Source organism: Algoriphagus aurantiacus (assembly GCF_035156405.1).
GTDB lineage: Bacteria > Bacteroidota > Bacteroidia > Cytophagales > Cyclobacteriaceae > Algoriphagus > Algoriphagus aurantiacus.
In genome coordinates, this window is the sequence record NZ_JAXRUT010000024.1 from 37,008 (window position 1) to 61,632 (window position 24,625).

Genomic DNA, 24,625 nt, shown 5'->3' on the forward strand with positions numbered 1-24,625 from the left:
TTCTGACACGCACAAAAGTACCCATTTCCTTTGAGCTATGTGGTCAATTTGTGTGAGTAGCTAAACTTCCTTTCCCTTCACTACCAAATACCAATCTCCTTCAAGAGCCAAATAGCCGTAGTCATAGCAGTAGTGATAAATATTGCCCTTTTTGGTTTCGTAGAGATGCGTAAAATACTTGAACTGAAATCCATCGCGAAGTAAACGCTCTCTCGTGGTCTTGCCTATTTCCTCGCCTGAAGGAATAATTGCTTCCAGAATATTCCGGTTCTTCTTTAGGCTGTGATTTACGCGACGGATGTAATTGGTGGAAAAAGCATTTTGCTGATTGTTGAACGTATTTCGGCATTGGTCATCACAGAATTTTTTGTCAATTCTGCCTTGAATTACTGCATTACAATTCAAACAGTATTTTTTCTCAATTGCCATACGCTAAAAAGTTTGAAGTAATTTAATCCACCGCTGTTAATCTACATCAAAATAACTAAGGTTACTATCTTCACATTCCCTGCAATAGGTGTAAAACCGGTTATGCTTTTCATCGAATGCAAAAGTCTCTGTAGGAAGATCATCATTAAGTATGTATTGTTTTATATGATTCCCCTCCCAGTCAAATACTTCTACTTGCATCTTTTTCGGCAAGCTATTTCCTGTTAAATCAGATGCTCGATTATTGAGATTTAATCCATAGATATATTTTTGATCAGAGTCAGAATCTCTAACGAATACATTAACAAGAGATCTCTTGTTTTCATCTTTCTCTTCATACCCTTGTAAAAATTTTTCCGGATCATCAAAATAGGTATTTCTTAGGTATTGGCCATGCGCATCAAAAAAATCAAGAGACCCTAATAGTATAGGAAATGCAGCTATGAGCCCTTTCTCTTTATTAACTGTCACAGCAGATCTGTATATAGAAGTATTTCGGATTTCGCCTTTATTAAATTCCTGATGCGGAATGTAAGGGATAAATTGTACGCTGTCTTTTTCAAAGCTGTAACTTGTGAACCTATCATCCCCCTCTGTCGTCCCTAGGATAAAATCCTGGTCTGCATGGTAGAAATAAATCATGTGACTGCCTCTAAAAGGAAGGGGTTCTTGCTTAAGAACTGATTCTTTGTTTAGTAAAAGACTCTTGAGATTAATTTTATTAACTATTCTTCTTTGAGAATCAAACACAGTAATTATTGGAGATCCATTTTCAAATTCCTTTTGTTTGATCAACAATGGCATTAAGATTTCTCCTGGACCTTCCCCGTGTTTGCCGAAAGTTGTCAGTAGCTTATGTGAATTCGTATCATAAATTTCCAGAAAAGGCTCTGAGGACTTTTGTACAATTAGCAGTGTATCTATTACCAGTAAATTTACATTTCCTCTGCTGAGCACTTGTATTCCGGTTTCGTGTTTATCCAATTCAACTTTGGATTTAATTTCTTCTGAAGCTTCATTTTTTGTTCCTTCGCAAGCAACGGCTGAAAAAAGAATTGTTAAAAGTGTAATTAACCTAAGTTCTCTCATATTAATTGGCATTATTAGCTAAATGGAAAAAATCATTCATCCTATATCTCTTGAACACAAACTAAGTTAACCAATTAGTTTGAAAAACAATCCTTTCAAACTAATTGGCTCAAGATTTCCCTCTAGCTCACCTCTCAAACTTTAAAGTACTCAGATTAAATGTGTTCCAAATATCAATAGGATCTTCTGAGGCATACACGAAGTATAAATCCCCATAGTAACCTGTTGCTGGAATGGCAAAAGGAAAATCAAACCAGCCCTCTCGTTGACCCGACGCAGGTCGTGAACCTTTGCTTATTATTTCTGTTTCTGCTATAAGTTTTCCTTCTGGAGATCCTGACCTCAACTGAATTTTTCCTTTCGTGTTTACCGGCATAATGGACAGGGTGATTTCACTGATCTGATTGAGATCAATAGCCTTCAACAAAAGCCAAGATCCAGCAGAAGTGAATTGCACATAATACTCATCTTCAGGATTAGCACGGGCGGCACCCTCCATACCATCTGCGCTGTAAGCAGAGACCGTTGTATTTCGCAATTTCAATTGACTGGTCGTCTTAATCCCAGGAATACCATTCGCTCCTTGATCTTCATAAGAAGCTTGCACGAGGTAGATTCCCTCTGTCTTTTCAGTGTTTTCAATTTGGAATCCCCCTGAAGCAGGCAATCCTGTTCCAGCAGTTGGGTTGGAAATACCCAACACAAAATCAATCATCTGCCCAACTTTATTCTCCTTCAAATGAGTATGACCTGGCATAATCTGCTCACCCCAAACTCCAGCTCCACCATTTCTGACTTTGTCGATCAAGTATGATTTAGCTTCGGGATCGCTTTTATATTTCTCAGACACCGAAGTATAATCCGGCCCCACGGATTCATTACTGATCCCGTGACAGGCTTTGCAGCCAGCTTCGTTGATGTAGGTCTCCCCAATACTCAAAATTTGTTCCTGATGACCCATTTCGATCAGATCGTATCCACCTTCCAGATAATCAATAGTCACCTCGATCTGAGAAGGATCTATATTCCCATCTTCTTTATCAGTTGCTGTGACCTCATAACTAATCGTCTCTTCGCCGAAATAGAAACTCCGGTTTCCCTGCCAGTCAATAGAAACTGTCGGTGCCTCATTGCCTACTTTCACTTCCAAAAATGAACTTGGTGCCTCACCTTTTAGATCAGTCGCTGTCAATTTTACTTTATAAACACCAGGATCATCAAAAGTAAAGGTTGGATTTTCATCCGTGGAAGTTGCTCCGTTTTCTCCAAACTCCCATTGAATACTGACTTGGTCGTCTGTGTCTGGGTCTTTTGTACCCTCTGAAGAAAAACTTACCGCCAAAGGTGCTGCACCAGCCGTTTTGTCTGCAGAGATTTTTACATCCGGCTTTCTATTTCCTTCGGAAAAGACAATTCTATACAAACCCGAATCATCGTTATTCGCTCGCCAAAAAGTCCCATATTCCAACACATACAACGAACCGTCTTTAGCGAACTGCATATCCATGGGCTTTTCAAAGTGAGTTTCCGGCATAAATCGCTCCATGGTATCGTATTCAAAATTCTCCGTCAGACTAACGGTAAAAATCCAGTTTCTCATCCAATCATAGATGAACAACTTCTCATTGTAATATCCTGGAAACCTAACTTCAGACTCCTCATAATCTTCACGATAATACACCTGACCAGCCATGGCATTTCTACCACCCTGACCTAGCATTGGGAATTCTTCTGACTCTGCGTATGGATAATAAATCAAAGCAGGCTTTGCCGCTGGCAAAATTTCCATACCTGTATTATTGGGAGAAGTATTTTTTGGAGCTTGTGTATCAAATTGAAATAAGCTTTCACCTGTAGCAAAATCATACTTCCAATAGGCGTAATTATTTCCTACAAAATATGGCCATCCGTAATATCCAGGTTCAGTTGCGACATTGATTTCATCATAGCCTCTAGGGCCACGACCTTCTTTGTCCTCCGAACCATCAGGACCTACTTCACCCCAATACAAATTACCATTACGACTGTCAATGGAAAACCTAAACGGATTACGATTTCCTTTTACATAGATTTCGGGACGTGTTTTGGGCGTACCTACCGGAAATAAATTTCCCTCAGGAATAGAATATCCTCCTTCCGGATTAGGTTTGATCCTAAGAATAGCACCACGCAAATCGTTGGTATTTCCAGAACTTCTTTGAGCATCCACATTCTTAGGCTGATCTTGGCGCTCATCTATAGGATTGAAATTACTAGATTCAAAAGGCGTAGAATCATCCCCTATTCCCAAGTAGAGATTTCCCTGAGCGTCGAATTCCAAACCACCTCCAGAGTGGCAACAGCCACGATAGATATCCACATCTAAAATCTCAACTTCAGAAGCCAAATCCAGCTTATTATCTACAAAATCAAACCTTGAAATCCTGTTTAAGGTCGGTTCAGAAGCCGGAGCATAGTAGAGATACAACCAATTATTGGTAATAAAATCTGGGTCCATTGCCATTCCCATCAAGCCATCCTCCCGCTCTGGGAATACTGCCAATTCTCCTACAACTGAGGTTTCTCCTGATTCAGCCTGAAAAAGTTTGAGTTTACCATGGCGCTCGATGATCAGTACATCACCATTATCCAGCACCTCGATTTCCATAGGTTCATTAAAGTTTCCCGCCAAAGGGATTTTAGTGAATCGCGATTCATCTGGTTTCACGTTGGCAAAAGGATCTTCTTGCTTTTTGTCACAACTCCAAAAACTCAAACTACAAACTGCAAACAGAAGCAGGTACTTTCTCATACAATTGACTTAGATTTATTCAGACCTTGAAGGTAAAGAAATCTGAAAATTTCAGCGGCTGATTATGATCAATGGTATCAATTTCGGCTTAGGAAATTTTCTTCCACTGAAATAGTTCAGGAATTCTTTGAGAAAATAATAACAGGCTGCAGGTGAATTTGAAGCTGAAACTAGACAGATTTTAGGGTGCTTTGAGAAAATTTGCTAAAAAAATCAAATTTCCCTAACGGCTTCTGTAGCGTATTATTGTTCGGTTACGTCTGAAGAATATATACTTTTATACCACTAAAATCGAGCTATATGAAACGTTTCTCCTCTTCCTATCTACTACTCTTACTATCGATTTTGTTATTCTCATCCTGCCATGATGAAATCAATTCTTCATACACTTACCATACTATGATGCCGGTGTATGTGGAAATGAGCAATGAAAGAGCAAGGATCATCACTACAGAGCCAGCCAAACCTTTGGACAACCCGGGTAAAATCTACATCTATGGGGATTATCTTTTTATTAATGAACCTACGAAGGGAATTCACATTCTGGACAATTCCAACCCGTCCGATCCTATCAATTTGAGCTTTATATCCATTGCTGGAAATGTAGACATGGCGGTGAATGGTAATATTCTTTATGCCGATAATTATGTAGATCTACTAGCATTCGACATTAGTAATATCAACAGTATACAAATGGTAAAACGTATCGAAGATGTTTTTACCCATATGTTCTATCACGAAACAGGTGAAATAATTACCTTCCGCGACACAGTAATTACCACCGAGAATCCAACCTGGCAAATGGAAGGCGGATGGCTTATGGATTCTAGAATGAGCTTTTCAGCCAACTTTTCTGCTGCATCCCAAAGCTACGGTACAGGCGGATCCATGGCAAGATTCACACTTTCAAATCAACATCTTTATGCAGTAGACGAGTCTACCTTACGTGTATTTGATGTAGAGACTCCTGCCGATCCCACTTTTGTAAAACCAATTGATTTGGGCTGGGGAATTGAAACCATTTTCCCTTTTGAGGACAAGCTATTTATCGGATCCAATGTCGGAATGCACATTTACGATGCCAGCACCCCGAGTTCTCCTACCCGCATGTCAGTTTACGAGCATGTTCAGGCTTGCGATCCTGTAGTGGTAAATGCTGATTACGCTTTTGTGACACTGAGAAATGGTAATGCCTGTTGGAATGGTGTGAATGAACTTCAGGTAATTGATATCAAAGACCTTTACCAACCCAAGCTTAAAAAATCATATTCCATGCTCAATCCACACGGATTGGGATTAGCTGGAGACTTCTTATATATAGCGGAGGGAGCACATGGTCTGAAAAGCTTCAATGTCCGCGATGTGATGGCTATTGACCAAAATCAACTTGAGTTTCTAACCAACCAAAAATCAGTTGACCTAATCCCGGGACCTAAATCTCTGATTGTAATCGGTCCTGATGGCGTTTGCCAATTTGACTATAGCAACCCTGCACAATTGAAAAGACTCAGCTGTATTCAGGTCAAAAATCCAATCAAGTTTTATTGATAAGCCAATGATTCGAACTTTAAAACTCCTATTGATCGGCTTTTTACTAATCAGCGTCGAAGGTTTCGCCCAGAACAAAATGTATTTTGGCCAAACTGAAATCGGTGTGCTAATAGGCCGAAGTGAGGAGCAATGGGATGGAAATCACGAAAAGCGGACTGATGTAAGTATTATGAGTTTTCATGGGGCTCGAATCCTCAAAAACCATGTTGTGGGATTTTCTGTTGGATTTGATCAATATGAGGATATCTCGATAATTCCAATTGCATTAGGATGGCGCGGATTTTTAGGAAAAGATGGCAAACCTAAACTTTTTGGAGGTTTGGATTTTGGGGGAGGTAGTGCAGTATTGGAGAAAAAAGTAAGTGATGAATGGAGCAAAAGCTGGTATAAAGGTGGTTTATTAGTCAGTCCCTCAGTGGGCATCAGCTTTCCTGTTTTGAAAAGCAAAACAGCCTTGTCATTCAGTCTTGCCTACAAAAGGCAGGAAATCACTCATTTTCGAGGAAGTTTGTCAAACCCCGGTACCCAAACAATTGCTTCTGATCAGCTACCTCCAGGATTTAGCTCTATGACAAAAAACGACTTTTTATTTCGAAGTCTTGTACTCCGGTTGGGAATAATGTATTGACAATTTGGGAATTAAATCAGGGTTACATTGAATCTATTCCCATGTTATAGGGAATTCCTGCAAATTCAAAATCCAACGACTTCAATATTTATTAGTAATTTAAGATTCGACAAACATAAAAACTATGATAGTTCAAGCAACAGGGCTACCTAACTTAAACGATTTGATTCAAATTTTGAAGAGTGGATTCTCCAATTACTCAGTTTATACATTTGACTCTATACCTCAAAAAAGCATAATTGTGCGAAAATCTGCCACAATCGGTGCCCAAATAACAGTTCACGAAAACGAAATCATAGTTGATGCATGTTATCCTAACATTTTTATATCATCTCTGATGAGCTTGCTTACAGCCAGTACAATTTTTCCTTTTAATTCTTGGCTCAAATTTGAAAAGGAGATTTCTGACTTCTTGAAAAAAAGGTATAATTAACAAGTTCGCTAAGAACAACTTGATTAAAATATTCAACAAACTAGCCTTTAAACATGCTAAAAGGTTTCTTCAACAGAACGATCTAAGAACTTAATGAACTCAAAAAGCCCATATCTAAGCTATAGCTTATGACATGGGTAAATCACTAATCCCAAGGTTTTCACCTCTTAGCCTAGTTCGTTTTGGGAAGCCAAAAATGCTTCAAAAATCGCTACAAACCCTACGCAAGAAGTTATTCCCCTACCTCCCACAAATCTCTTTATAAGGGCAATAGCTACATTTCTTCAAATCATCCGTCTGGTCAAAAGGAATTTCAGTATTGTAAATATCCTCCAACAGCACTTTCAACCCAGCGCTGTACTCCTCTTCAAACTGCATGTAGTCATTCACTTCAAATCCCTCTTTTCTGGGTAATTTCTGCTGCAGGTAGGGATTAAAATCCTCACCAAACATTTCCCTGAGATTAAAGATCGCAGGTTTAAGAGGCAACGTATTCCCCGGGTTAGTAGCCTGATAGATTAAGCCATAAAACATCGTCTGCATTGCAGCTTTGTTACGGTTTTTATTCTCTCTGTCAAAAAGCGATGTCACATCCGGAAAGGTTTTGTTGTCCTGCCCGGATTTGTAATCTATCAGTCTCACCGAGCCATTGTGCTCATCCACTCTATCAATGATTCCCTTCAGAGAAACCAGTTGTTCTCCCTTTGATGTAGTGATCTTTAAACCTGCTTTATACACTTTCTCCTTCTCCAAAGAAATCAAGGTAAAGGGAGCTGAAGCCTCATCTATTTTTAAAATTTGATGCAAATATTTCTGTAGCACATCCCGGGCAATCGCCATCTGACCATTGAGCTTAGTATCTGCTTCGTCTTCCAAATGATAAAAATTCCGAATTGCTTTTTCGATAGCCGGAAATACCCACAATTTCCCCAATTCCTCGAAATCTGACTTTTCCAGCAAAGTCCTATACTTTCTCTTCGCAAAATCCTGATACAATATCTCCATGCTCAGGTGAGCGAGATTGCCAAAAACCGCCGCATCAATTTCCTCACTCACTTCTTCCTTTTCCCGAATATTTGCCAAATACTGAAGGTAAAACTTCAACCTGCAATCCAAGAAAACACTCAGTGCAGATGGAGAAAAGGAAGTTAGGGAAATACCATTCTCATCGATTAGGTACTTATCAAGCAGGCGAATCACCTCAGGCGCTTTTTGTATAGTGATCGCCTCAGGAGATTTTTGGTCTATTGGAATGAAAACCACCTCTTCATCCATAGCTCTCCCCAGTTCCACAGCCATTTGCTGAATGTAACGGCTCCTTTCTCCGGATTTTCCCTGATCAGATGCCGTAGTATAGATCATGTGTACTTCTTCCGCACTATGCAATAATCTATAAAAAGTATAGGCGTATATCGAGTCATTCTGCTCCTGCACAGGCAATCCAAACGCTTTACGTATGTTAAAAGGAATCATGGAATTCAGACCTGCGGAAGGAGGAAAACTATCCTCATTCATATTGCAAATGATCACCCGCTTAAAATCAAGATTTCGGGATTCCAGCACTCCCATGATCTGCAAACCTTGGAGCGGCTCTCCTTCAAAAGGCAATTTGACCTCTCTGAAAACCTGACGAAAAAGCCGTATAAAAAACTCTCTATTGATGGTGAGAATATCCTGACCTGCAAAAATCTCGCGCAATCGTGTCAATTGCTTAAAACATTGATAAAGATAGGATCGCTGTAGAGGCTCGTCCTCCAATCGCACTGCCAGAGCTTCCATCAGATTGGCCAGATAGCTGAAAAGCGAGTCGTTTTCAAGTTTCTGGAAAATCAACTGATATAACGGACCACCTGCATGTAGTTTTTCAGCAGAAACATGAATCTGGTTCAACAGCTGCATTTCTTCCATCAACTTCTCCGCAAAGCCGGAATTAGCACTTTTCAGGTAAAGGGAGCTCAGCAGGTTTTTCACAGCCGTATGATAGAAAAGCAACTTTCCATCTTCCTCTTTGATATACCGCTGCATTTCCAACACTGCTTCCAGAAAGGAATAAACAGGTGCATTTTTCACGGGATAACCCATGGTCACGTTCACTTTATCCACTTGCTCAGGCAGCGTATGCAGCACAGGAAAAAGCATCTGCTCATCCGGCAAGATCACCACTGTCTCTTCCCAAGACTCACCGGCAGGGACTTTTTCCAAAATTGACCCTACCAAATTTGCCTGATTGGTCTTTAGAGGAGTGGCATAGGTTTTAATGCTTGCCTTTCGGTCCTCAATCTGTGTTGGAATCCGCTCAGGGAAAGTGGGGCCGAAAACCTTGTCTTTCTGATAATCACGGAAAAACATGCCAGCTTCCTGTACCTTATCTCCCAAATAATACGCATCAACATCCCAATAAATCTTGGCATCAAACGCTGTGAGGTAATGTTTGATCAACGCCTCTTCCGTGCCTGTGAACGCATTGAAACCAATAAAATGATGCACTTTTTCAGGGCGGGGAATAGCATGCAGCGATTCTGCTACTTTTCTATAGAGCATTCCGGAATAAGCCAACCCGGATACAGCCAAGGCTCCTTGAAAACTGGTGTAAAGCGGACTTAGCAATTGCCAGAACTTCAGAAATTTCTCCTGGTAGTCTCTATCCTGACGGATAAATGAAGACCAGAATTGCTTGATCAGTCCTACTTGACTTTCGTTCAGAAAACTCAAATCCGACTCCAACTCCTTGATCTCAGACAAATGATGGTAGAGTTTGTCCGCATTTGCCATAAACTGATCTACATCATTAAAGTCTTTAAGGATCATTTCCCCCCAGAAATAAAACCGGTCGAAAGTCTCAGCTTCAGGATTCAGCTCCTGATACACGCGATACAACTCAAAGATTAACGTCAGATCATCTGCGGGACGGTTTCCGGCCAATTCATAAAATATCTCCTCAATGGTTTTTACTTCCGGCATCCAAGTCGGTTCGCTGATCAAACTTCCAAGATGTTGGGTAAAAAACAATCCCGCTCTCCTATTCGGCAATACCACGGTTAGCTTTTGAAGATCTGCACCGCTTTCCAGTATTTCCTTTGCTGTATTTCTTAAAAAACTATGCATAAACCTCCTCAATCAAACCTGTTTCTAAATAACATAAATAACCTTTGGTGGGCTTATGCGATAGTTTTGATACCAACTCCATATATTCTCTCACTTGATTGGCGTAGCGACTCTGCGCTTCGCCTGTTTTAAAATCCACAATCAATGCTTCGCTTTCATTCAGAATTATCCGATCCGGTCTCTTCTGCTTTCCTCCGGGAAGAAGAATGCCTTGCTCGGCCAAGAGAATCCCTTTTATACCAAACCATGAAGCAAAAAGCGGATCGATAAACAGGTGTTCCAATTGCCTCTCCACCAATTGCTTTTCTTCCTCATTCAATCTCCCTTCATAATAGAAGGTCTGCAAATTCTGTAATGCTGCAATTTTGTCGGCTGACAATTCCAGAATCTCATGCACGATCAGACCAAACTTTTGCTTTTTCCGTTGCTCCATTCCTTCCAACGAAAAGTCCACAGCATACTTTTTCAGGGTCAGTACTTCCGACCAATTTTTATAAGCCCAACGAAGCTCGGAAGACTTTTTGACCTCAATGATTTTTAGCTGGCTTTCCGGCCAATCTCCATACTCAAATATTTTTGACTCTGGGTCATAATATGAGGTTAGGCTCATTTCAGACTCAGAAAATTGTGGTGCTTGGATCAATTGCTGGATCTGGACTTCCATGGAATTCTGTGATCCGATTTTCTCTTTGTAAGGCAAAAATCCGAAAAACACGTCCTCAGCCCTAGTAAGTGCCACATACAACATATTCAAGCTATCCAAATAAGCCATTGTAGCTTCCTCGGTATAAGTATCCCTAAAGTCCGAATCTGCCAAATTTCCATTTAGCGTCAGCGGAATAATCGCAGAAAGCCCCTTTTCCCGATCTTCAAATGGCGACCAGACCACATTCCCTTTGTTGGTATCGAAGATCGTCCATTTCAGAAATGGCATCACGACCACCTTAAATTGCAGCCCTTTCGATTTGTGAATCGTCAGAATCCTCATGGCATTATGCCCTTCGGGAATTTTGACTGTGCGCTTGGTTTGATTGATTTCCCACCATTCAAGAAAACCACTCAGGTCTGCACGGTTTGTTGCCGTAAAGTCATACACAGCTTCCTTAAAACCTGAAATATAAGCTCTCTCCAATCCTATTTCCATCAATCCAAGTACTTTGATCAACTCTTCCAATGCTTCCATCAAAGGCAATTGGAGCATAAGGATTTCCTTTTCTCTGAAAGCCTTGACTTGCTCTTCAAAGAAAAGAGGCATTGTATCCAATGCAAAAAGTTCGTGACTTATGGATGCGTCCATCAACACTGCCAGGTAATACCACATGGTTTTGTACTGAACTTTGTCGGACGGATTGTGCAGGTAGTTGAATCCCGAAATCAAGGCCTTCACAGATGCGGCTTTGTTCAGATACATGGATTCGTCAGAAAGCACATCGAAACTATACTGAGAATCGGGATTATCAGCCGCATAACTCATCAGGCAATCCGCTACTGCTTCGCCTTCTGACTTTCTCCTCACCAGAAAAGCAATATCCTCCAGCTCATACCCGTGATCCTGTAGCTCCATAACTAAATCGGGTAATTTTGATAATACCACCTCATCGAAACTCCCCTCATCGTCCTCATTTTTTGGGTCGATAAACTCCAATTTAACCTTTCCCTTAAAAACTGACTTTTCCTTCTTTGGAGAGACTTTCTGAAAGGAATCCGAATAAGCTTGGGAAAGAATCTGCGGATTGTCCACATCATAGCTTATACTCAAAACCTGCTCCATCGCCAAAGGCAACACTTTAAAAACAACATTATTGAAATTGATGATATTTGGAAGGCTACGGAAATTTGTATCCAGATTTTCCAGTTGGATACGCTCCTTTCCAATTTCATCCTCCACCTGGGAAAGCAATAATTTCATCTCTCCTCCACGCCAGCGATAGATCGACTGCTTCACATCTCCGACGAGCAGGTTGGTCTGATTTTGCCCAAGTGAGTTTTCCAGAAGTGGTTTGAAGCTGTCCCATTGAAATCCCGAAGTGTCCTGAAATTCATCAATCAGATAGTTTCTATACTGATTTCCAACCTTTTCATAGATAAAAGGTGTATCGTTTCCCTTGGTGATTTCCTTAAGGAATTCATTGGCATCCGAGATCAGAAGTATGTTTTCCTCATCCTTAATCAGGGTGAGTTCGTCTAACAAATTTCTAAAAACACCATAGACATAACTGTTTTTGGCAATTGCCTGCAGCGTATTCCACTTGGAAGTCAAAGCCACAATCTGTTGCAAAATTTGATTTAAGCCTTGATCGTACGCAGATAGAATTGCATCGATTTGCTTACTTGACTTTGAAAACCAAGCATCGGGGTTATCAATTTTACTGAGTTGCGAATCTGTCAGAATCGGGATAGGCTGATTTCTATCCCCAAATTTCTCAAACAGCCTGGCAAATGACCTGGAGCCTCCGGCGAAATCCGTCCACTCCAAGCCATTTGAAACCCGGATCAAGTCCGTCTGTTTTCCCAATTCTTTTGAGATTCCGACAATTTCCTTCTTCCGCTCCCTGACGAAAGACTGTAGTAAAGTAATATTTTCCTTATCCTTCAGAAACTCCTTGATTTCAGGGGAATATTTTTTGAAATCCTCCTGAAAAATCTGCTGACCAAGACCGCGGATATTGCGTCTTATGTCCCAGGTTTTTCCATTCTGGATTTGCTCATAGGCATAATCTACAAGCCATTTATGGAGAAATTCATCTTCCATCACCAGCATCACCACCCGATCTACTACACGCTCTAACACTGCCAATTGATCCAATTCCACATCAAACTTGGCATTCAGATCAATCTCCCTCGCAAAGGCCCGTACCACTTTTTGGAAGAAACTGTCAATCGTACTCACCGAAAATCTTCCGTAATCATGAAGAATCGCTGTGAGTGTCTGTCGGGCAAGAAGCTTTAGCCCTGCCTCGTCCACACGAAGCGAACGCATCAATTCCCCATCCATCTTGTCCTCGGGATTGACTTGGTTTCGCAATCTTTTCAGTTCTTCCAATATCCTCTCCTTCATCTCCTGAGTAGCCTTATTGGTAAAAGTCACCGCGAGGATTTGCTTGAATGCATGAGGACTCTGCAAAGCGAGCTTAAGGTACTCCAGTGTCAACGTGTAGGTTTTCCCCGAGCCAGCGGAGGATTTGTAAATGATGAAAGGTTTTTGATCCATAGGTAAAAAGTAATGTAACTAAGTTAAGGAAGGCAGGCAGTTTAAACTCAATGGAAAAACAAGTTTGACGAAAATTGTCGGGAATAATATCAAGTGTGTAAGTAGCTGCCTTAAAATCAAACCTTTGGATTTAGCTGTGATTTTTCGATCTTTTAGGTTCAAACCCAAAACCAATGTACAGACCTATTTACCTAACAGCCTTACTATGGCTATGCTTTACCATGACATCGGTAGCCAATGATGGCTATAAACTTTGGCTGGATTATCAGCCCATCAACGACACCCAATTAAAATCTCAGGTTGAACCATTATTTGGTGGGGTTTACTTTTACGGTGAAAACCCATCCTTCGAAGCGATTAAAAATGAGCTTAATTTGGCATCCCAAAGTATGCTTGGAAAAGCTCCCATTTACTCCAAAGACAGGCTTCAAAATACGAATCTTTGGATCGGGACAAGAGAACAACTATCGCAAGTGTTGTCACTGGATCAGCAAGCGGAAATCAAAGCACTCGGAGAGGATGGATATTGGAGAGGTTCCGTGGAACTGGATGGAAAATCGTTCTACTTAATTGTAGGAAATCAGCCGGTCGGTGTACTTTATGGAGTCTATAATTGGATAAATTCCATTCAAAGTAACACTTTCGATAAGTCTATAGAATTAGCTGATAAACCGAAAATTAAGCTGAGAATGCTAAACCATTGGGATAACCTTGACAGAACTGTCGAAAGAGGTTATGGAGGCTTCTCGATTTGGGACTGGCACAGACTGCCTGGGTACATTGATCCTCGCTACATTGACTATGCCCGCGCAAATGCTTCCATAGGAATCAATGCAGTTTCACTGACAAATGTGAATGCAAATGCACTGATATTGACCACTGATTTCATGAAGAAAGCAAAGACTTTGGCAGACGTTTTCAGACCTTACGGAATCAAGGTTTTCTTGACTGCCCGCTTCTCTGCTCCTATACAAATTGGTGGTTTGGAGACGGCCGATCCGCTGGATCCTGAGGTGGTTGATTTCTGGAAAAAAAAGACTGATGAGATCTATTCCTTTATTCCTGACTTCGGGGGATTTCTGGTAAAAGCTAATTCCGAAGGACAACCCGGACCGCATGAATACGGAAGGAATCATGCAGAGGGAGCAAATATGCTCGCCGATGCTTTGGCTCCTCATGGAGGAATTTTGATCTGGAGGGCATTTGTATATTCTCACGAGGACGATGTAGATCGTCACAAGCAAGCCAATTTTGAATTCGAACCACTCGATGGAAATTTCAAGGACAATGTGATCATTCAAATCAAGAATGGCGCAATTGATTTCCAACCTCGAGAGCCATTTCATCCACTTTTTGGAGCAATCAACAAAACCAATGTTGGTATGGAATTCCAGATTACTCAAGAATATTTAGGTCAGGCTACACAGCTAGTTTACCTCGCTCCCATGTGGGAGGAAGTTCTAAAAACCAAGACTTATCGCCCAACCCCGAACTCAACTGTTGCGAGTATTCTTGAAGGAAAAGAAAGCGATCAAAAGCTCACACTTATTGCAGGAGTATCCAATATAGGAACAGATCGCAACTGGACAGGGCATCTGTTTGGGCAATCAAACTGGTATGCTTTCGGACGTCAAGCTTGGGACCCAAGCCTGAAATCCGCGCAAATCGCTGAGGAATGGATCAGTTTGACTTTTGGTCAAAAACAAGAGATGGTAGCTAAAATCAGCGATATAATGCTGAAATCACACGAAGCGGCCGTTGACTATATGACTCCGCTTGGCTTGCATCATATCATGGGCAGAAGCCATCACTATGGTCCCGGACCTTGGGTGATGGGCGGAAGAGCAGATTGGACAGCTCCATATTACCATCAGGCAGATAACCTTGGAATTGGGTTTGACAGAACAAGTGCCGGTAGTGGAGCATTGGATCAATATGCGCATGAAATAGCTAAGGAATGGTCTGATCCACATCAGATTCCGGAGAAATATCTGCTTTGGTTTCATCATGTCCCATGGGACTTTGAGCTTAAGGATGGTAATACCCTATGGGAAGGCATAGCTTATCATTATGATAGAGGTGTAAAGGAAGTCAGGGAAATGCAACAGACCTGGGCAAGCTTGGAATCTGAAATAGATCCTGAGGAATTTGACCACGTCCGACAGCTTTTGGAAATCCAGGAAGAAGAAGCTGAGTGGTGGAGAAATGCCTGTTTGCTTTATTTTAAGAGCATTTCCAAACTACCTTTTCCTGACGATATAGAGCAGCCTGAAGGTGATTTGGAATATTATAAGAGCTTGATGTTTCCGAATGCGCCTGGGATATAAAATTTGAGATTTCTTATTTGAGATTTGAAATTTCCTCAGTAGTTGGCACTAATCTGCAATCAGTTCGGTTAATTTCAAATCTCAAACTTCAAATTAATGAATACTTACACCATCCCCTCCGCCACCCGAATTGGCCATGTTCATTTGAAAGTTACGGACCTTCAAAAGTCACTGGATTTCTATCAAGGCTTATTGGGTTTTGAATTGATCACTATGTATGGTACCGATGCGGCATTCATTTCTGCCGGAGGCTATCATCACCACATTGGACTAAACACTTGGCAGAGTAAAGGCGGAAAGCCAGCACCAAAGAATACAGCTGGCTTGTTTCATACAGCGATCGTATTGCCTACACGAAGAGATTTGGCCGTATTATTACAGAGACTCATTGACGCTAACTATCCACTTACTGGTACTGCGGATCATGGAGTTTCTGAAGCCTTATACCTGGATGATCCGGATGAAAATGGTGTAGAACTGTATTGGGATAGACCAAAAGAAAAATGGCCTTTAAACCAGGATGGAAGCATCATGATGTACACCAGACAATTGGATATCAAAGGATTATTGGCTGAGATCTTGTAAAAATTCAATAAATTGATTCTGCAATAAGCTTGAATGTTTATGAGTAGAATCCATCTTTTTGAATTTGAAGATCAGACTTGGTTTCCAGATTTCATAAGAAACTACGGAACAGACTTTCTTCAGTTTTTAGCTAACAAAACAAGAATGTTTGTCCCTCTACTTCCTTGGATAAAAAAAGGACTTATGGCTTCGCGATCCTCTAAAATCATTGATTTAGCTTCGGGTGGTGGAGGTGGAATATTATCGCTCAACAAAGAATTACTCGAAACTAACCCAGAGGTCTTAATTCTGCTGACAGATTTTTTCCCTAACCTAAAAGCTTTTAAATACACAGCTTCAAAAGCTTACAACATAGGTTTTTCAAAGGAGCCTATTGATGCGAGGCTAGTTCCTGAACAATTGAAAGGTTTGAGAACACAGTTTCTCTCATTTCATCATTTCCTACCTATTGATGCTTTAAAAATTCTTGAAAACGCTGTATTCTCCAATCAACCTATATTTATTGCTGAAGGCCAAGAAAGATCAATTCGAAGCTTTTTAGCAATGTTCTTTTCGCCTATCACCGTTCTATTGACAACCCCATTTATTCGACCTTTTTCTGTTGGAAGATTGATTTTCACCTATTTGATCCCAATAGTGCCTTTGTTTGTGTGGTGGGATGGAATGGTATCTTGCTTAAGAACTTATTCTATCGAAGAAATGAATCAACTGGTAGCTAAGGTTGAAGGAAAAGAAAAGTTTCTATGGGAAATTGGTAGAGTCAAATCTGGCCCTACTTACTTACTGTATTTGCTTGGAACTCCCCTTGACTAGATTCTATCGGAAATCCAACTTACAATCAATTTCATCACCTCTTCCCTGTCCAGATCATTGATTAATTCATGATAGCCACCGGGGAAAATTCTAAGCGTTTTATCGCTTGATGAAGCCTTTTCGAAAAGCATTTCAGATCCTTTAGGGTTGGTCAATCCATCTGCAGAACCGTGAATAAGTAATACCGGAAGTACGAATTTCGAGGCATTTTCCTGAATATACAGCATTACCTGCAGCAGCTCATATCCTGTCCTTGCAGGCACAGCACCTGTATAAACCAATGGATCATTTAAGTATTTAGCTATTTCCTGAGGAATTCGGGATATTTTCTTCGCATCCAATTGTAAGGCTTTTAGTTTCGGGAAATACTTGCTGATCACTCTAGAAAGTGTAATCAGAATTTTAGATGTTCCTTCTGCTTCTTTTATCGCAGGAGAACTCAAAATTACACCGGCAGTTTCCGGTTTGTATTTTAACGCATAGGCAGCCACCAAACCACCCCCCATGCTATGGCCATAAATAAAGGCCGGAACATTCGGTACATAGCTTTTCACCTTTCCAAAAAGGGAATCTATGTCTTTTAGGTAGTCTTCGTAAGATTCAAAATAGGCAGTTGGCCCATCCATGGCAGATTTGCCATGCCCCCTTCCATCAAACGTAAAAACTGAAATACCAATGTCATTAAGCTTTTCTACTAAATGAAAATACCGAGAACTATGCTCACCTAGCCCATGAACTAGCAACAGCGAAGCTTTAGGAGAATCGACCATCCAAGCCTGAAGGTAAAGTTCAAGAGCGTCATGGGTTTTGTAGGAAGTTTCGAGATGCTTCATGGGAAAAATGATTTCGGAGTTGACTCGATAAGTTGCACAAAAAGTCGAAAGCTAAAAAATAGCAATCAGAATTTCGCTAGAAATTTACCTTGACTTGATTAGCAAAACTTAACTCTTGATTAATCTCATTCCGGCTTCATTTTCTTAAATTGGGATAACTAAAAAAGGTAGATTCTCTACTCACTTTTCAAATCAACTAATTATTCTAAAATGAAAAAGATATTATTCCTCACAGGAGATTTTGCAGAAGATTACGAAACAATGGTACCCGTGCAGATGCTGGAAATGGTTGGCTACGAGGTTCACTCTGTCTGCCCCGGAAAGACAAAAGGAGAAACGATCAAAACTGCTATACATGATTTTGAAGGTGATCTCACTTATACTGAGAAGCCAGGTCACAACTTTATGCTGAGCTATTCTTTTGACAAGGTGAATTTAGACGATTATGTGGGATTGGCGATTGCCGGTGGTCGAGCACCTGAATACCTAAGGCTAAATCAGAAAGTACTGGAGATCGTCAAACACTTCTTCGACACAAACAAGCCCGTGGCTGCAGTGTGTCATGGAATTCAAATTCTGACTGCCGCTGGTGTAGTCAAAGGCAGGAAATTAACTGCCTATCCAGCCGTGGGGCCTGAAGTAACCATTGCTGGAGGAGAGTTTCAGGATATCCCAGCAACTGACGCCTACGTAGATGGCAACCTGGTCACTTCTCCAGCATGGCCGGGCCACCCGGCTTGGATTCGTGAGTTTTTGAAAGTTTTGGGAGCAAAAATCGAGATTTGATACTTACTTAACTTCCAACAGAAAATCCCTTTCATATATTTTGGAAGGGATTTTCTGTTAATATAAGCTTAATTGAAATCCTAGAATTGTTTAACTTGTGAAGTAATGCCCACAGTTCTGAAAGTAAAAGGTTTTAGGTTTTTCTTTTATAGCAATGATCATTTGCCTAAACATATTCATGTGGAAAAATCGGGAAAGACTGCAAAATTTATTTTATACCCTATCCAATTGGTCAAATCAAAAAAGTTTTCAGCATCTGAATTGTCAGAAATCCGTACATTAATTGAATTGAATCTACAACTATTTGATCAAAAATGGGATGAGCACTTTAACTAAATTCAAATCTAATCAAGCATCCGGGCTTTCTTTTTCTGAAAGTAAAATGATAATCTCTATGGAGGATGGGCGTGAGATCAGTATTCCATTGGAATGGTTTCCATCTTTAAGAAATGCCTCCGAAACAGAGCTAAATAACTGGAGATTTATTGGCGATGGAGAAGGAATTCACTGGGAAGATCTAGACGAAGATTTATTAGTGAGTGAATTGATTTCCTAAATTCAAACCCACATAGAAAAAGCCAAGAACCAAGACATTTACAAATCTTGATTCTTGGCTCTTTTATCTTTATACTAATGTTTTACTACTAAATACTAGCTACTATCAAGGTATCCACTTATTCGCTCCAAAATTCGGCTTCCGCTTTTCTAAAAAAGCATTTCTGCCCTCTATCGCCTCATCAGTGCCATATGCCAATCGCGTGGCTTCTCCGGCAAAAACCTGCTGGCCCACCATGCCATCATCAGTAAGATTCATGGCAAACTTCAGCATTTTGATCGACGTTGGAGACTTAGCCAATATCTCCTGAGCCCATTCATAAGCTGTTGACTCAAGTTCAGCATGAGGAATCACAGCATTTACCATCCCCATTTCGTAAGCTTCTTGGGCTGAATAGTTTCTTCCCAGAAAGAAAATCTCACGTGCTTTCTTCTGCCCAACCATTTTTGCCAAATAAGCCGACCCGTAGCCTCCGTCGAAGCTAGTTACATCAGCATCAGTTTGCTTAAAGATCGCATGCTCCTTGCTTGCCAAAGTCAAGTCGCAGACCACATGCAAGCTATGTCCGCCGCCTACTGCCCAGCCCGGAACTACTGCAATCACAACCTTGGGCATAAAACGGATCAGTCTCTGTACTTCCAATATATTCAATCGATGGTAGCCATCTTCACCTACATAGCCCTGTTTGCCTCGTGCTTTCTGATCGCCACCAGAGCAAAATGCCCAACCACCATCTTTTTCCGAAGGCCCTTCCCCACTTAATAATACCACGCCAATGGAAGTATCTTCCTGCGCATCGTAAAATGCATCATATAGTTCAGCTGTAGTTTTGGGACGGAAAGCATTTCTTACTTCCGGACGGTTGAAAGCGATTCTTGCTACGCCATCGCATTTTTTATAGGTGATATCTTCGTATTCTTTTGCTGTAGTCCAGTTCATATCTTTCGATTTGGGTAAAAATCTAATTCTTTTGCAAGATAACAGGCTATCCTGAATTTTGAGGTCAGGATTATTACCTTCGGGAAAGCCATTATCCAGCACATACTAAATGTTTCAACTTACTTTCGGCAATCATACATTACGGACAAAAGAAGACTTTGAGCTTGAAAATGATGATTTTCCTGGCTTTGTAAAAGATGCCGGGCTATTCTGTCAGGAATGGCTTTCAGGGCAAAACACCTTTGTGCAGCAAACCTCAGGCTCTACGGGAACTCCAAAAAAACTGGAGATAACACGGTCTCAAATGATTGCCAGTGCAAAGGCAACGCAGACTTTTTTCGAAACAAATGAAAACACGTTATTGCTCTGTTGCCTTGACCCAAGCTACATCGCTGGCAAAATGATGCTTGTCCGCGCAATGGTTTGGAATAGCCCAATTCTGATTACTGAACCTAAGTCAAATCCTCTTTTGGAAGTAAGGAATATTCCTGATTTCGTAGCTATGGTCCCTCTACAAGCTGAGGCATGTCTTCAGGATAAAACTTCGCTTGAAAAGTTGAAAAGAATAAAACATCTGATCGTTGGCGGAGCACCCGTTAGTTCCGGATTAAAGAATCAAATCATAGCAAACGCTATTCAAGCTTACCAAACGTATGGAATGACCGAGACGGTTTCCCATATCGCGCTGGCTAAAATCGAAGTAGGAGAATTGATTTACAGATTGCTGCCTGGAGTTGAGTTTGGTTTAGATGAGCGGAATACTCTTTGGGTAAAATCAGGTGCAAGTAATAATGATGTGGTGCAGACAAATGATTTGGTTGAATTGATCGATCAGCATTCCGTTCGCTGGCTGGGTAGAACTGACTTTGTTATCAATTCAGGTGGCGTGAAACTTCATCCCGAACTTTTGGAATTGAAGGCAGAAAGTACAGTTCACAGCCTTTTTCCGAATTCAGCATTTTTCTTTTTTGGAATAAAAGATGAGAAACTAGGCGAGAAATTATGCCTGGTTATTGAATCGAATGATACAAGTCATGAAAGTTCAACTAAGTTACACCAGGCATTATTAGAGGTGATGGATAAATATGAAGTCCCAAAAAACACTTTCATTGTCCCGTCGTTTTCTAGAACAAGCTCAGGTAAAATAAACAGACCAAAAACAATTGAACTTCTATGAAGACGGCATTTTTAAGCCTTTTCCTTTTCATGAATCTATCCTCAGTACAACACAAAGTGGGATCCATAGAAATTGTCATTTCAGGAACATCTTCAGATGACGGGGTGATTCAACTTCTTGTTTTTGATCAAGAAAAAGGTTGGCCAGAATCACTTGATGATGCTTGGAAAATTGTAACAATTCCCATAGAAAACGGAATAGCCAAGAAATCAATCAGCAATGTGCCTTCTGGGAACTATGCTATAACAGTATTTCATGATCATGACGAAAATGGCGTAATCAGAAAAAACAAAGTCGGGTATCCTTTGGATTCATTTGGCTTTTCCAATAATCCCAGCCTATTCTTTGGAATCCCTTCTTATGAAAAGTGCAGCCAAAAAGTAACTGAAGGCAAGGTCACTCGTTTCGAAATTGAATTGCGCTAAGAACTTGTAAGGTAAAAGGCCTACTTTTGCAGCAATGGAAAAGAGTAATGATCACACGAGCGGAATCGTAATTGAATTCGATTCAGGAATTATCCCGCCTCCTTATAGTCATGTGTATAGACTGTCACTAGATTGGAGCAGTTCTGAGCTGATGGCAGAATTAGAACTGCATTATACCGATAGAGAGGATCTAACAGAAGACGAAATTCTCGACGAAGGATTCACTGCAAATGACGATTTCAGCTTTAAAGGAACACTTGACTTCGTTTGGAAAAAGGTAGTTTCCATAGAATTTGAAAAAACTAAATGGAGCGGTAGGCAATTAGATGAAGGAGGACTCAAACTTTCAGTTCTGGAAAACGGGAAGACTGGCCCCGGAAAAGCTCCTGCAGATCAAGAAACTTGGCAAATGCTTGCTCAGGATGTGATTCAGGCTATCTACGAGACCTCAAAAAAGGAGGCTCCTCTTACTGTGAACTACCGTCAGGTGACTAACGAGGAAAGCATTGATTGTTCTATCACAATGAATTTTTCGAATCGTGAGGCAGTATTCATTTCAAAAAACGAAACCAGAATCATCAACTGGGAATACGCAATTCAGTTATTGAAAATGGTATTCTCCCCTGACTATAATTATGAAATTGCCAAAGAAACTGCCGGAACTAAGCGCGGTTCCTATATTGAATGCGGCGATGGATACTGGCATGAGCTTGGAAAAGGCGTAGTCAATATTGACACTTCTTTTGATGCAGTTGGAAAAATAAAAGATGGATTTGAAAATTTGATAGGAGAATAAAATAATCCCGCTTGTTGCAATTAAGAACCTGATTCGTTTAACTTTAACTAATACGAATCAGGTTTTTTTATGGAAAAAAATAAAATTTTTCTCAGCCACAGACATTCAGATACCCAAAGTGATTGTCATCGAATTAGAGAAACACTGGAAGAAGAATTTGGTGAGGATGCGGTTTTCTTGGATATAGAAAACCTTGAGCCTGGCATTCGGTTCGCTGATGCGATTGACAAAGCTTTGACAGAAAGCAAAGTTGTATTAGTTGCAATAGGACCTGATTGGTTTGGAGACCCAGATGAAAATGGGATTACGAGGCTTTTTCAAGCTAAAGACTGGGTGAGAAGGGAAGTTAGTGCAGCCTTGGCCAGACCTGATACCCGGGTGATTCCTTTGTTGCTTAAAGGCGCGACTAGACCCACTGCAGATCAATTGCCAGAGGAACTGCAAGAATTGGCAGACCTTCAGACTTTCGAAATATCAATCACGCGCTGGAAGTATGACTTAGGAGTATTGGTAGAAGCATTGGCAAAACTTATTCCAAGAAAAAAGAAACCCGTTGGCCCAATTCCTTTCAATCCCAATCGAGCTCCCAAACCCAAAAGCTGGTGGGCAAAAAATTACCTTTGGGTACTTGGAGTTTTTGTGTTATTGATCATAATTGGATCGTGGCCGGAAGGGGATTATTACCAGGCGGATGTAACAGGTGGATCTAGTACTGAAAAGATTGCCATAGAGGAATTTGAGAAATTGAAAGATTCAAATTCTGAAAGAAATGAAACTTATGATAATTTACCTCTCTCAAATTCAGAATCAAATGAGGCATTTGCTGAGGATATCAGTGGCTATTGGCTCTTATCTGATAATCAAGGTAATACTAGTACTCTAGTATTCAATCAGTATAATGATGACATTCAATTTATTGAATACAATGTTTTTAATGTAGCTATTGGGGAAGGCACCGGTTCGATCAACCAAAATCAACTTTCAGCTGATTATTACAATTCACTGGTTCAAATCTATGGCAAGCTTAAATTATCAACATCCACAAATGGCCAGAGTTGGTCTGGGACTATTTCCTTTCCAACCTTAGGAACAAGTAGCCCCGTTGCGCTAAAAAGAATCAACCCTTAAGCGTCCTCAAATCAGCTCGGATATCAGAGATCATTTCACCTAGATCTTCTAAAGTCAATGGTTTTTTCTTGTCTCCCGGATTTGGAAAATCTGTGCTGATAAAAGCTTTAGCTTCCCATACTTCAATCACAGTTTCCCCTTTTACATCATAAGGTTTGTAATGCTCATTATCTGAAACCAAAAAGAGCTTACCATTATCACTTAGGTAATTAAAAACCCGTTTATAAACCACACCCTCAGTCTCGGTAACAAGCACGTAAGTTTTGCCACTTTTGATATCCTTCAACTGGTCTACATAAGCACCGATTACTATAGTACCCGAAGTCAAAGGAAGCATAGAGTCTCCTGCAAGCTCAAAAGCGCGATAAGTAGCTTGCTTAGAAAGAGTAGGAATCTGAAACTGTGGAAGACTCTCCATGTATTCTGTATCAGCAAATCCATTCAGATATCCGGCTGAAGCCTTCTGCCCCACTAGCGTGATATTCTCCTTATCATCCTGGTCACAAGCAATTGTAAGAATATTAATCCCCCTTTTCTGAATTGCCTTTCTGCCTTTGCCTTCGATATCATGATTCAAAAGTTCTTCCATACCAACTTCCAGCACATCACAAAGTTTTCCAAGCGTCAATAGCTTTGGCTCGGATCTACCATCTTCATAGGCAGAAATCATCGTACGCTGCACATCCAATTGATCTGCGAGATCATTTTGAGTTATGCCTTTTTGCTTGCGCAAAAACCGGAGATTTGTAGCTAGGTATTTCATGCGGAATACAAGTAGAAATTATGATCTTCGCGGGTACTAGGAATAGGGAAAAAGGGGTTCATGTTCAATGCAGAGTTTCTCCTCCTCTCCATCCGCTGTTTGATTTCATCAATGATTTCTCCGATAGGTTTTGGGCCATTTACCAGCAAGTAACCGTATTGTGGTTTTGCCTCGTCTTCGATAAAAAATTTAACCTGGCAATTACCTGATGCCAAAGTCTTTGTCGTAATGCTGATCTTTTCCTGATTTTCCATAAGTGA

21 protein-coding genes are annotated in these 24,625 nt (G+C 40.7%); 12 read left to right on the top strand and 9 right to left on the bottom strand.

Going from position 1 to position 24,625, the window contains the following annotated elements; translation table 11 throughout:
- Positions 1-60: 60 nt before the first annotated feature.
- The 3 genes from SYJ56_RS19975 to SYJ56_RS19985 form a co-directional block, all read right to left on the bottom strand.
- On the bottom strand, positions 61-429 hold the full coding sequence (locus SYJ56_RS19975) for a hypothetical protein (protein ID WP_323837252.1): 369 nt from the start codon (positions 427-429) through the stop codon (positions 61-63).
- Between the two features lie 36 nt (positions 430-465).
- Positions 466-1,518, bottom strand: coding sequence for a BF3164 family lipoprotein (locus tag SYJ56_RS19980; RefSeq protein WP_323837253.1), 1,053 nt, complete (start codon positions 1,516-1,518; stop codon positions 466-468).
- A 127-nt stretch (positions 1,519-1,645) separates the two neighbouring features.
- Positions 1,646-4,309 (bottom strand): PQQ-dependent sugar dehydrogenase, encoded by a 2,664-nt coding sequence (locus SYJ56_RS19985; protein ID WP_323837255.1) that lies wholly within the window; start codon positions 4,307-4,309, stop codon positions 1,646-1,648.
- Between the two features lie 300 nt (positions 4,310-4,609).
- On the opposite strand from SYJ56_RS19985, the gene SYJ56_RS19990 reads away from it, so the two are divergent.
- The gene (locus SYJ56_RS19990) at positions 4,610-5,857 is read left to right on the top strand and encodes an LVIVD repeat-containing protein (protein WP_323837257.1); all 1,248 of its coding nucleotides are present in this window, start codon (positions 4,610-4,612) and stop codon (positions 5,855-5,857) included.
- Positions 5,858-5,864: 7 nt separating this feature from the next.
- Positions 5,865-6,488 carry a hypothetical protein gene (locus SYJ56_RS19995; protein ID WP_323837259.1) on the top strand — a complete coding sequence of 208 codons (624 nt, stop codon included), beginning with the start codon at positions 5,865-5,867 and terminating at the stop codon, positions 6,486-6,488.
- Positions 6,489-7,161: 673 nt separating this feature from the next.
- On the opposite strand, the gene SYJ56_RS20000 is transcribed toward SYJ56_RS19995, so the two are convergent.
- Entirely contained in the window at positions 7,162-10,026 is a 2,865-nt protein-coding gene (locus SYJ56_RS20000; protein ID WP_323837261.1) for a PD-(D/E)XK nuclease family protein, read from the bottom strand.
- Entirely contained in the window at positions 10,019-13,237 is a 3,219-nt protein-coding gene (locus SYJ56_RS20005; RefSeq protein WP_323837263.1) for a UvrD-helicase domain-containing protein, read from the bottom strand. The genes SYJ56_RS20000 and SYJ56_RS20005 overlap by 8 nt, the downstream gene beginning before the upstream one ends.
- 173 nt (positions 13,238-13,410) lie before the next feature.
- On the opposite strand from SYJ56_RS20005, the gene SYJ56_RS20010 reads away from it, so the two are divergent.
- The 3 genes from SYJ56_RS20010 (at position 13,411) to SYJ56_RS20020 (ending at position 16,962) form a co-directional block, all read left to right on the top strand.
- A complete protein-coding gene (locus SYJ56_RS20010; RefSeq protein WP_323837265.1) occupies positions 13,411-15,564 on the top strand; it encodes an alpha-glucuronidase family glycosyl hydrolase in 2,154 nt (717 codons plus the stop codon).
- Between the two features lie 96 nt (positions 15,565-15,660).
- Positions 15,661-16,149, top strand: coding sequence for a VOC family protein (locus tag SYJ56_RS20015; protein WP_323837267.1), 489 nt, complete (start codon positions 15,661-15,663; stop codon positions 16,147-16,149).
- Between the two features lie 39 nt (positions 16,150-16,188).
- Positions 16,189-16,962: a hypothetical protein gene (locus SYJ56_RS20020; RefSeq protein WP_323837269.1), complete on the top strand. Its 774-nt coding sequence runs from the start codon at positions 16,189-16,191 to the stop codon at positions 16,960-16,962.
- On the opposite strand, the gene SYJ56_RS20025 is transcribed toward SYJ56_RS20020, so the two are convergent.
- Positions 16,959-17,795, bottom strand: coding sequence for an alpha/beta hydrolase (locus SYJ56_RS20025; RefSeq protein WP_323837271.1), 837 nt, complete (start codon positions 17,793-17,795; stop codon positions 16,959-16,961). The two genes, SYJ56_RS20020 and SYJ56_RS20025, sit on opposite strands and share 4 nt — an antisense overlap.
- A 210-nt stretch (positions 17,796-18,005) precedes the next feature.
- Between SYJ56_RS20025 and SYJ56_RS20030 the strand changes: the two genes are divergently transcribed.
- The 3 genes from SYJ56_RS20030 to SYJ56_RS20040 all read left to right on the top strand — a co-directional run bounded on the left by SYJ56_RS20030 (position 18,006) and on the right by SYJ56_RS20040 (position 19,137).
- Positions 18,006-18,581, top strand: a complete 576-nt coding sequence (locus SYJ56_RS20030) for a DJ-1/PfpI family protein (protein WP_323837273.1) — start codon at positions 18,006-18,008, stop codon at positions 18,579-18,581.
- A gap of 105 nt (positions 18,582-18,686) precedes the next feature.
- On the top strand, positions 18,687-18,917 hold the full coding sequence (locus tag SYJ56_RS20035) for a DUF4160 domain-containing protein (protein WP_323837275.1): 231 nt from the start codon (positions 18,687-18,689) through the stop codon (positions 18,915-18,917).
- Complete coding sequence (locus SYJ56_RS20040; RefSeq protein WP_323837277.1) at positions 18,901-19,137, top strand: DUF2442 domain-containing protein; 237 nt, start codon at positions 18,901-18,903, stop codon at positions 19,135-19,137. Before SYJ56_RS20035 ends, SYJ56_RS20040 begins: the two co-directional genes overlap by 17 nt.
- Positions 19,138-19,242: 105 nt before the next feature.
- Here the strand turns inward: SYJ56_RS20040 and SYJ56_RS20045 are convergent, their stop codons facing one another.
- On the bottom strand, positions 19,243-20,076 hold the full coding sequence (locus tag SYJ56_RS20045; protein WP_323837280.1) for a 1,4-dihydroxy-2-naphthoyl-CoA synthase: 834 nt from the start codon (positions 20,074-20,076) through the stop codon (positions 19,243-19,245).
- A gap of 109 nt (positions 20,077-20,185) precedes the next feature.
- On the opposite strand from SYJ56_RS20045, the gene SYJ56_RS20050 reads away from it, so the two are divergent.
- The 4 genes from SYJ56_RS20050 (at position 20,186) to SYJ56_RS20065 (ending at position 23,602) form a co-directional block, all read left to right on the top strand.
- Complete coding sequence (locus SYJ56_RS20050; protein ID WP_323837283.1) at positions 20,186-21,253, top strand: AMP-binding protein; 1,068 nt, start codon at positions 20,186-20,188, stop codon at positions 21,251-21,253.
- Entirely contained in the window at positions 21,250-21,678 is a 429-nt protein-coding gene (locus tag SYJ56_RS20055; protein WP_323837285.1) for a DUF2141 domain-containing protein, read from the top strand. The genes SYJ56_RS20050 and SYJ56_RS20055 overlap by 4 nt, the downstream gene beginning before the upstream one ends.
- 34 nt (positions 21,679-21,712) lie before the next feature.
- Positions 21,713-22,474, top strand: coding sequence for a hypothetical protein (locus tag SYJ56_RS20060; protein WP_323837287.1), 762 nt, complete (start codon positions 21,713-21,715; stop codon positions 22,472-22,474).
- 69 nt (positions 22,475-22,543) lie between these two features.
- Positions 22,544-23,602, top strand: coding sequence for a toll/interleukin-1 receptor domain-containing protein (locus SYJ56_RS20065; RefSeq protein ID WP_323837289.1), 1,059 nt, complete (start codon positions 22,544-22,546; stop codon positions 23,600-23,602).
- On the opposite strand, the gene SYJ56_RS20070 is transcribed toward SYJ56_RS20065, so the two are convergent.
- Both SYJ56_RS20070 and SYJ56_RS20075 read right to left on the bottom strand, forming a co-directional pair.
- Positions 23,592-24,365, bottom strand: coding sequence for an XRE family transcriptional regulator (locus tag SYJ56_RS20070; RefSeq protein ID WP_323837291.1), 774 nt, complete (start codon positions 24,363-24,365; stop codon positions 23,592-23,594). The two genes, SYJ56_RS20065 and SYJ56_RS20070, sit on opposite strands and share 11 nt — an antisense overlap.
- Positions 24,362-24,619, bottom strand: coding sequence for a hypothetical protein (locus SYJ56_RS20075; RefSeq protein WP_323837293.1), 258 nt, complete (start codon positions 24,617-24,619; stop codon positions 24,362-24,364). The genes SYJ56_RS20070 and SYJ56_RS20075 overlap by 4 nt, the downstream gene beginning before the upstream one ends.
- Positions 24,620-24,625 lie beyond the last annotated feature (6 nt).

Excerpts from the sequence above, each read along its gene's own strand:
- SYJ56_RS19975 (WP_323837252.1), bottom strand. The coding sequence starts at position 429 with ATGGCAATTGAGAAAAAATACTGTTTGAATTGTAATGCAGTAATTCAA.
- SYJ56_RS19980 (WP_323837253.1), bottom strand. The coding sequence starts at position 1,518 with ATGAGAGAACTTAGGTTAATTACACTTTTAACAATTCTTTTTTCAGCC.
- SYJ56_RS19985 (WP_323837255.1), bottom strand. The coding sequence starts at position 4,309 with ATGAGAAAGTACCTGCTTCTGTTTGCAGTTTGTAGTTTGAGTTTTTGG.
- SYJ56_RS19990 (WP_323837257.1), top strand. The coding sequence starts at position 4,610 with ATGAAACGTTTCTCCTCTTCCTATCTACTACTCTTACTATCGATTTTG.
- SYJ56_RS19995 (WP_323837259.1), top strand. The coding sequence starts at position 5,865 with ATGATTCGAACTTTAAAACTCCTATTGATCGGCTTTTTACTAATCAGC.
- SYJ56_RS20000 (WP_323837261.1), bottom strand. The coding sequence starts at position 10,026 with ATGCATAGTTTTTTAAGAAATACAGCAAAGGAAATACTGGAAAGCGGT.
- SYJ56_RS20005 (WP_323837263.1), bottom strand. The coding sequence starts at position 13,237 with ATGGATCAAAAACCTTTCATCATTTACAAATCCTCCGCTGGCTCGGGG.
- SYJ56_RS20010 (WP_323837265.1), top strand. The coding sequence starts at position 13,411 with ATGTACAGACCTATTTACCTAACAGCCTTACTATGGCTATGCTTTACC.
- SYJ56_RS20015 (WP_323837267.1), top strand. The coding sequence starts at position 15,661 with ATGAATACTTACACCATCCCCTCCGCCACCCGAATTGGCCATGTTCAT.
- SYJ56_RS20020 (WP_323837269.1), top strand. The coding sequence starts at position 16,189 with ATGAGTAGAATCCATCTTTTTGAATTTGAAGATCAGACTTGGTTTCCA.
- SYJ56_RS20025 (WP_323837271.1), bottom strand. The coding sequence starts at position 17,795 with ATGAAGCATCTCGAAACTTCCTACAAAACCCATGACGCTCTTGAACTT.
- SYJ56_RS20030 (WP_323837273.1), top strand. The coding sequence starts at position 18,006 with ATGAAAAAGATATTATTCCTCACAGGAGATTTTGCAGAAGATTACGAA.
- SYJ56_RS20035 (WP_323837275.1), top strand. The coding sequence starts at position 18,687 with ATGCCCACAGTTCTGAAAGTAAAAGGTTTTAGGTTTTTCTTTTATAGC.
- SYJ56_RS20040 (WP_323837277.1), top strand. The coding sequence starts at position 18,901 with ATGAGCACTTTAACTAAATTCAAATCTAATCAAGCATCCGGGCTTTCT.
- SYJ56_RS20045 (WP_323837280.1), bottom strand. The coding sequence starts at position 20,076 with ATGAACTGGACTACAGCAAAAGAATACGAAGATATCACCTATAAAAAA.
- SYJ56_RS20050 (WP_323837283.1), top strand. The coding sequence starts at position 20,186 with ATGTTTCAACTTACTTTCGGCAATCATACATTACGGACAAAAGAAGAC.
- SYJ56_RS20055 (WP_323837285.1), top strand. The coding sequence starts at position 21,250 with ATGAAGACGGCATTTTTAAGCCTTTTCCTTTTCATGAATCTATCCTCA.
- SYJ56_RS20060 (WP_323837287.1), top strand. The coding sequence starts at position 21,713 with ATGGAAAAGAGTAATGATCACACGAGCGGAATCGTAATTGAATTCGAT.
- SYJ56_RS20065 (WP_323837289.1), top strand. The coding sequence starts at position 22,544 with ATGGAAAAAAATAAAATTTTTCTCAGCCACAGACATTCAGATACCCAA.
- SYJ56_RS20070 (WP_323837291.1), bottom strand. The coding sequence starts at position 24,365 with ATGAAATACCTAGCTACAAATCTCCGGTTTTTGCGCAAGCAAAAAGGC.
- SYJ56_RS20075 (WP_323837293.1), bottom strand. The coding sequence starts at position 24,619 with ATGGAAAATCAGGAAAAGATCAGCATTACGACAAAGACTTTGGCATCA.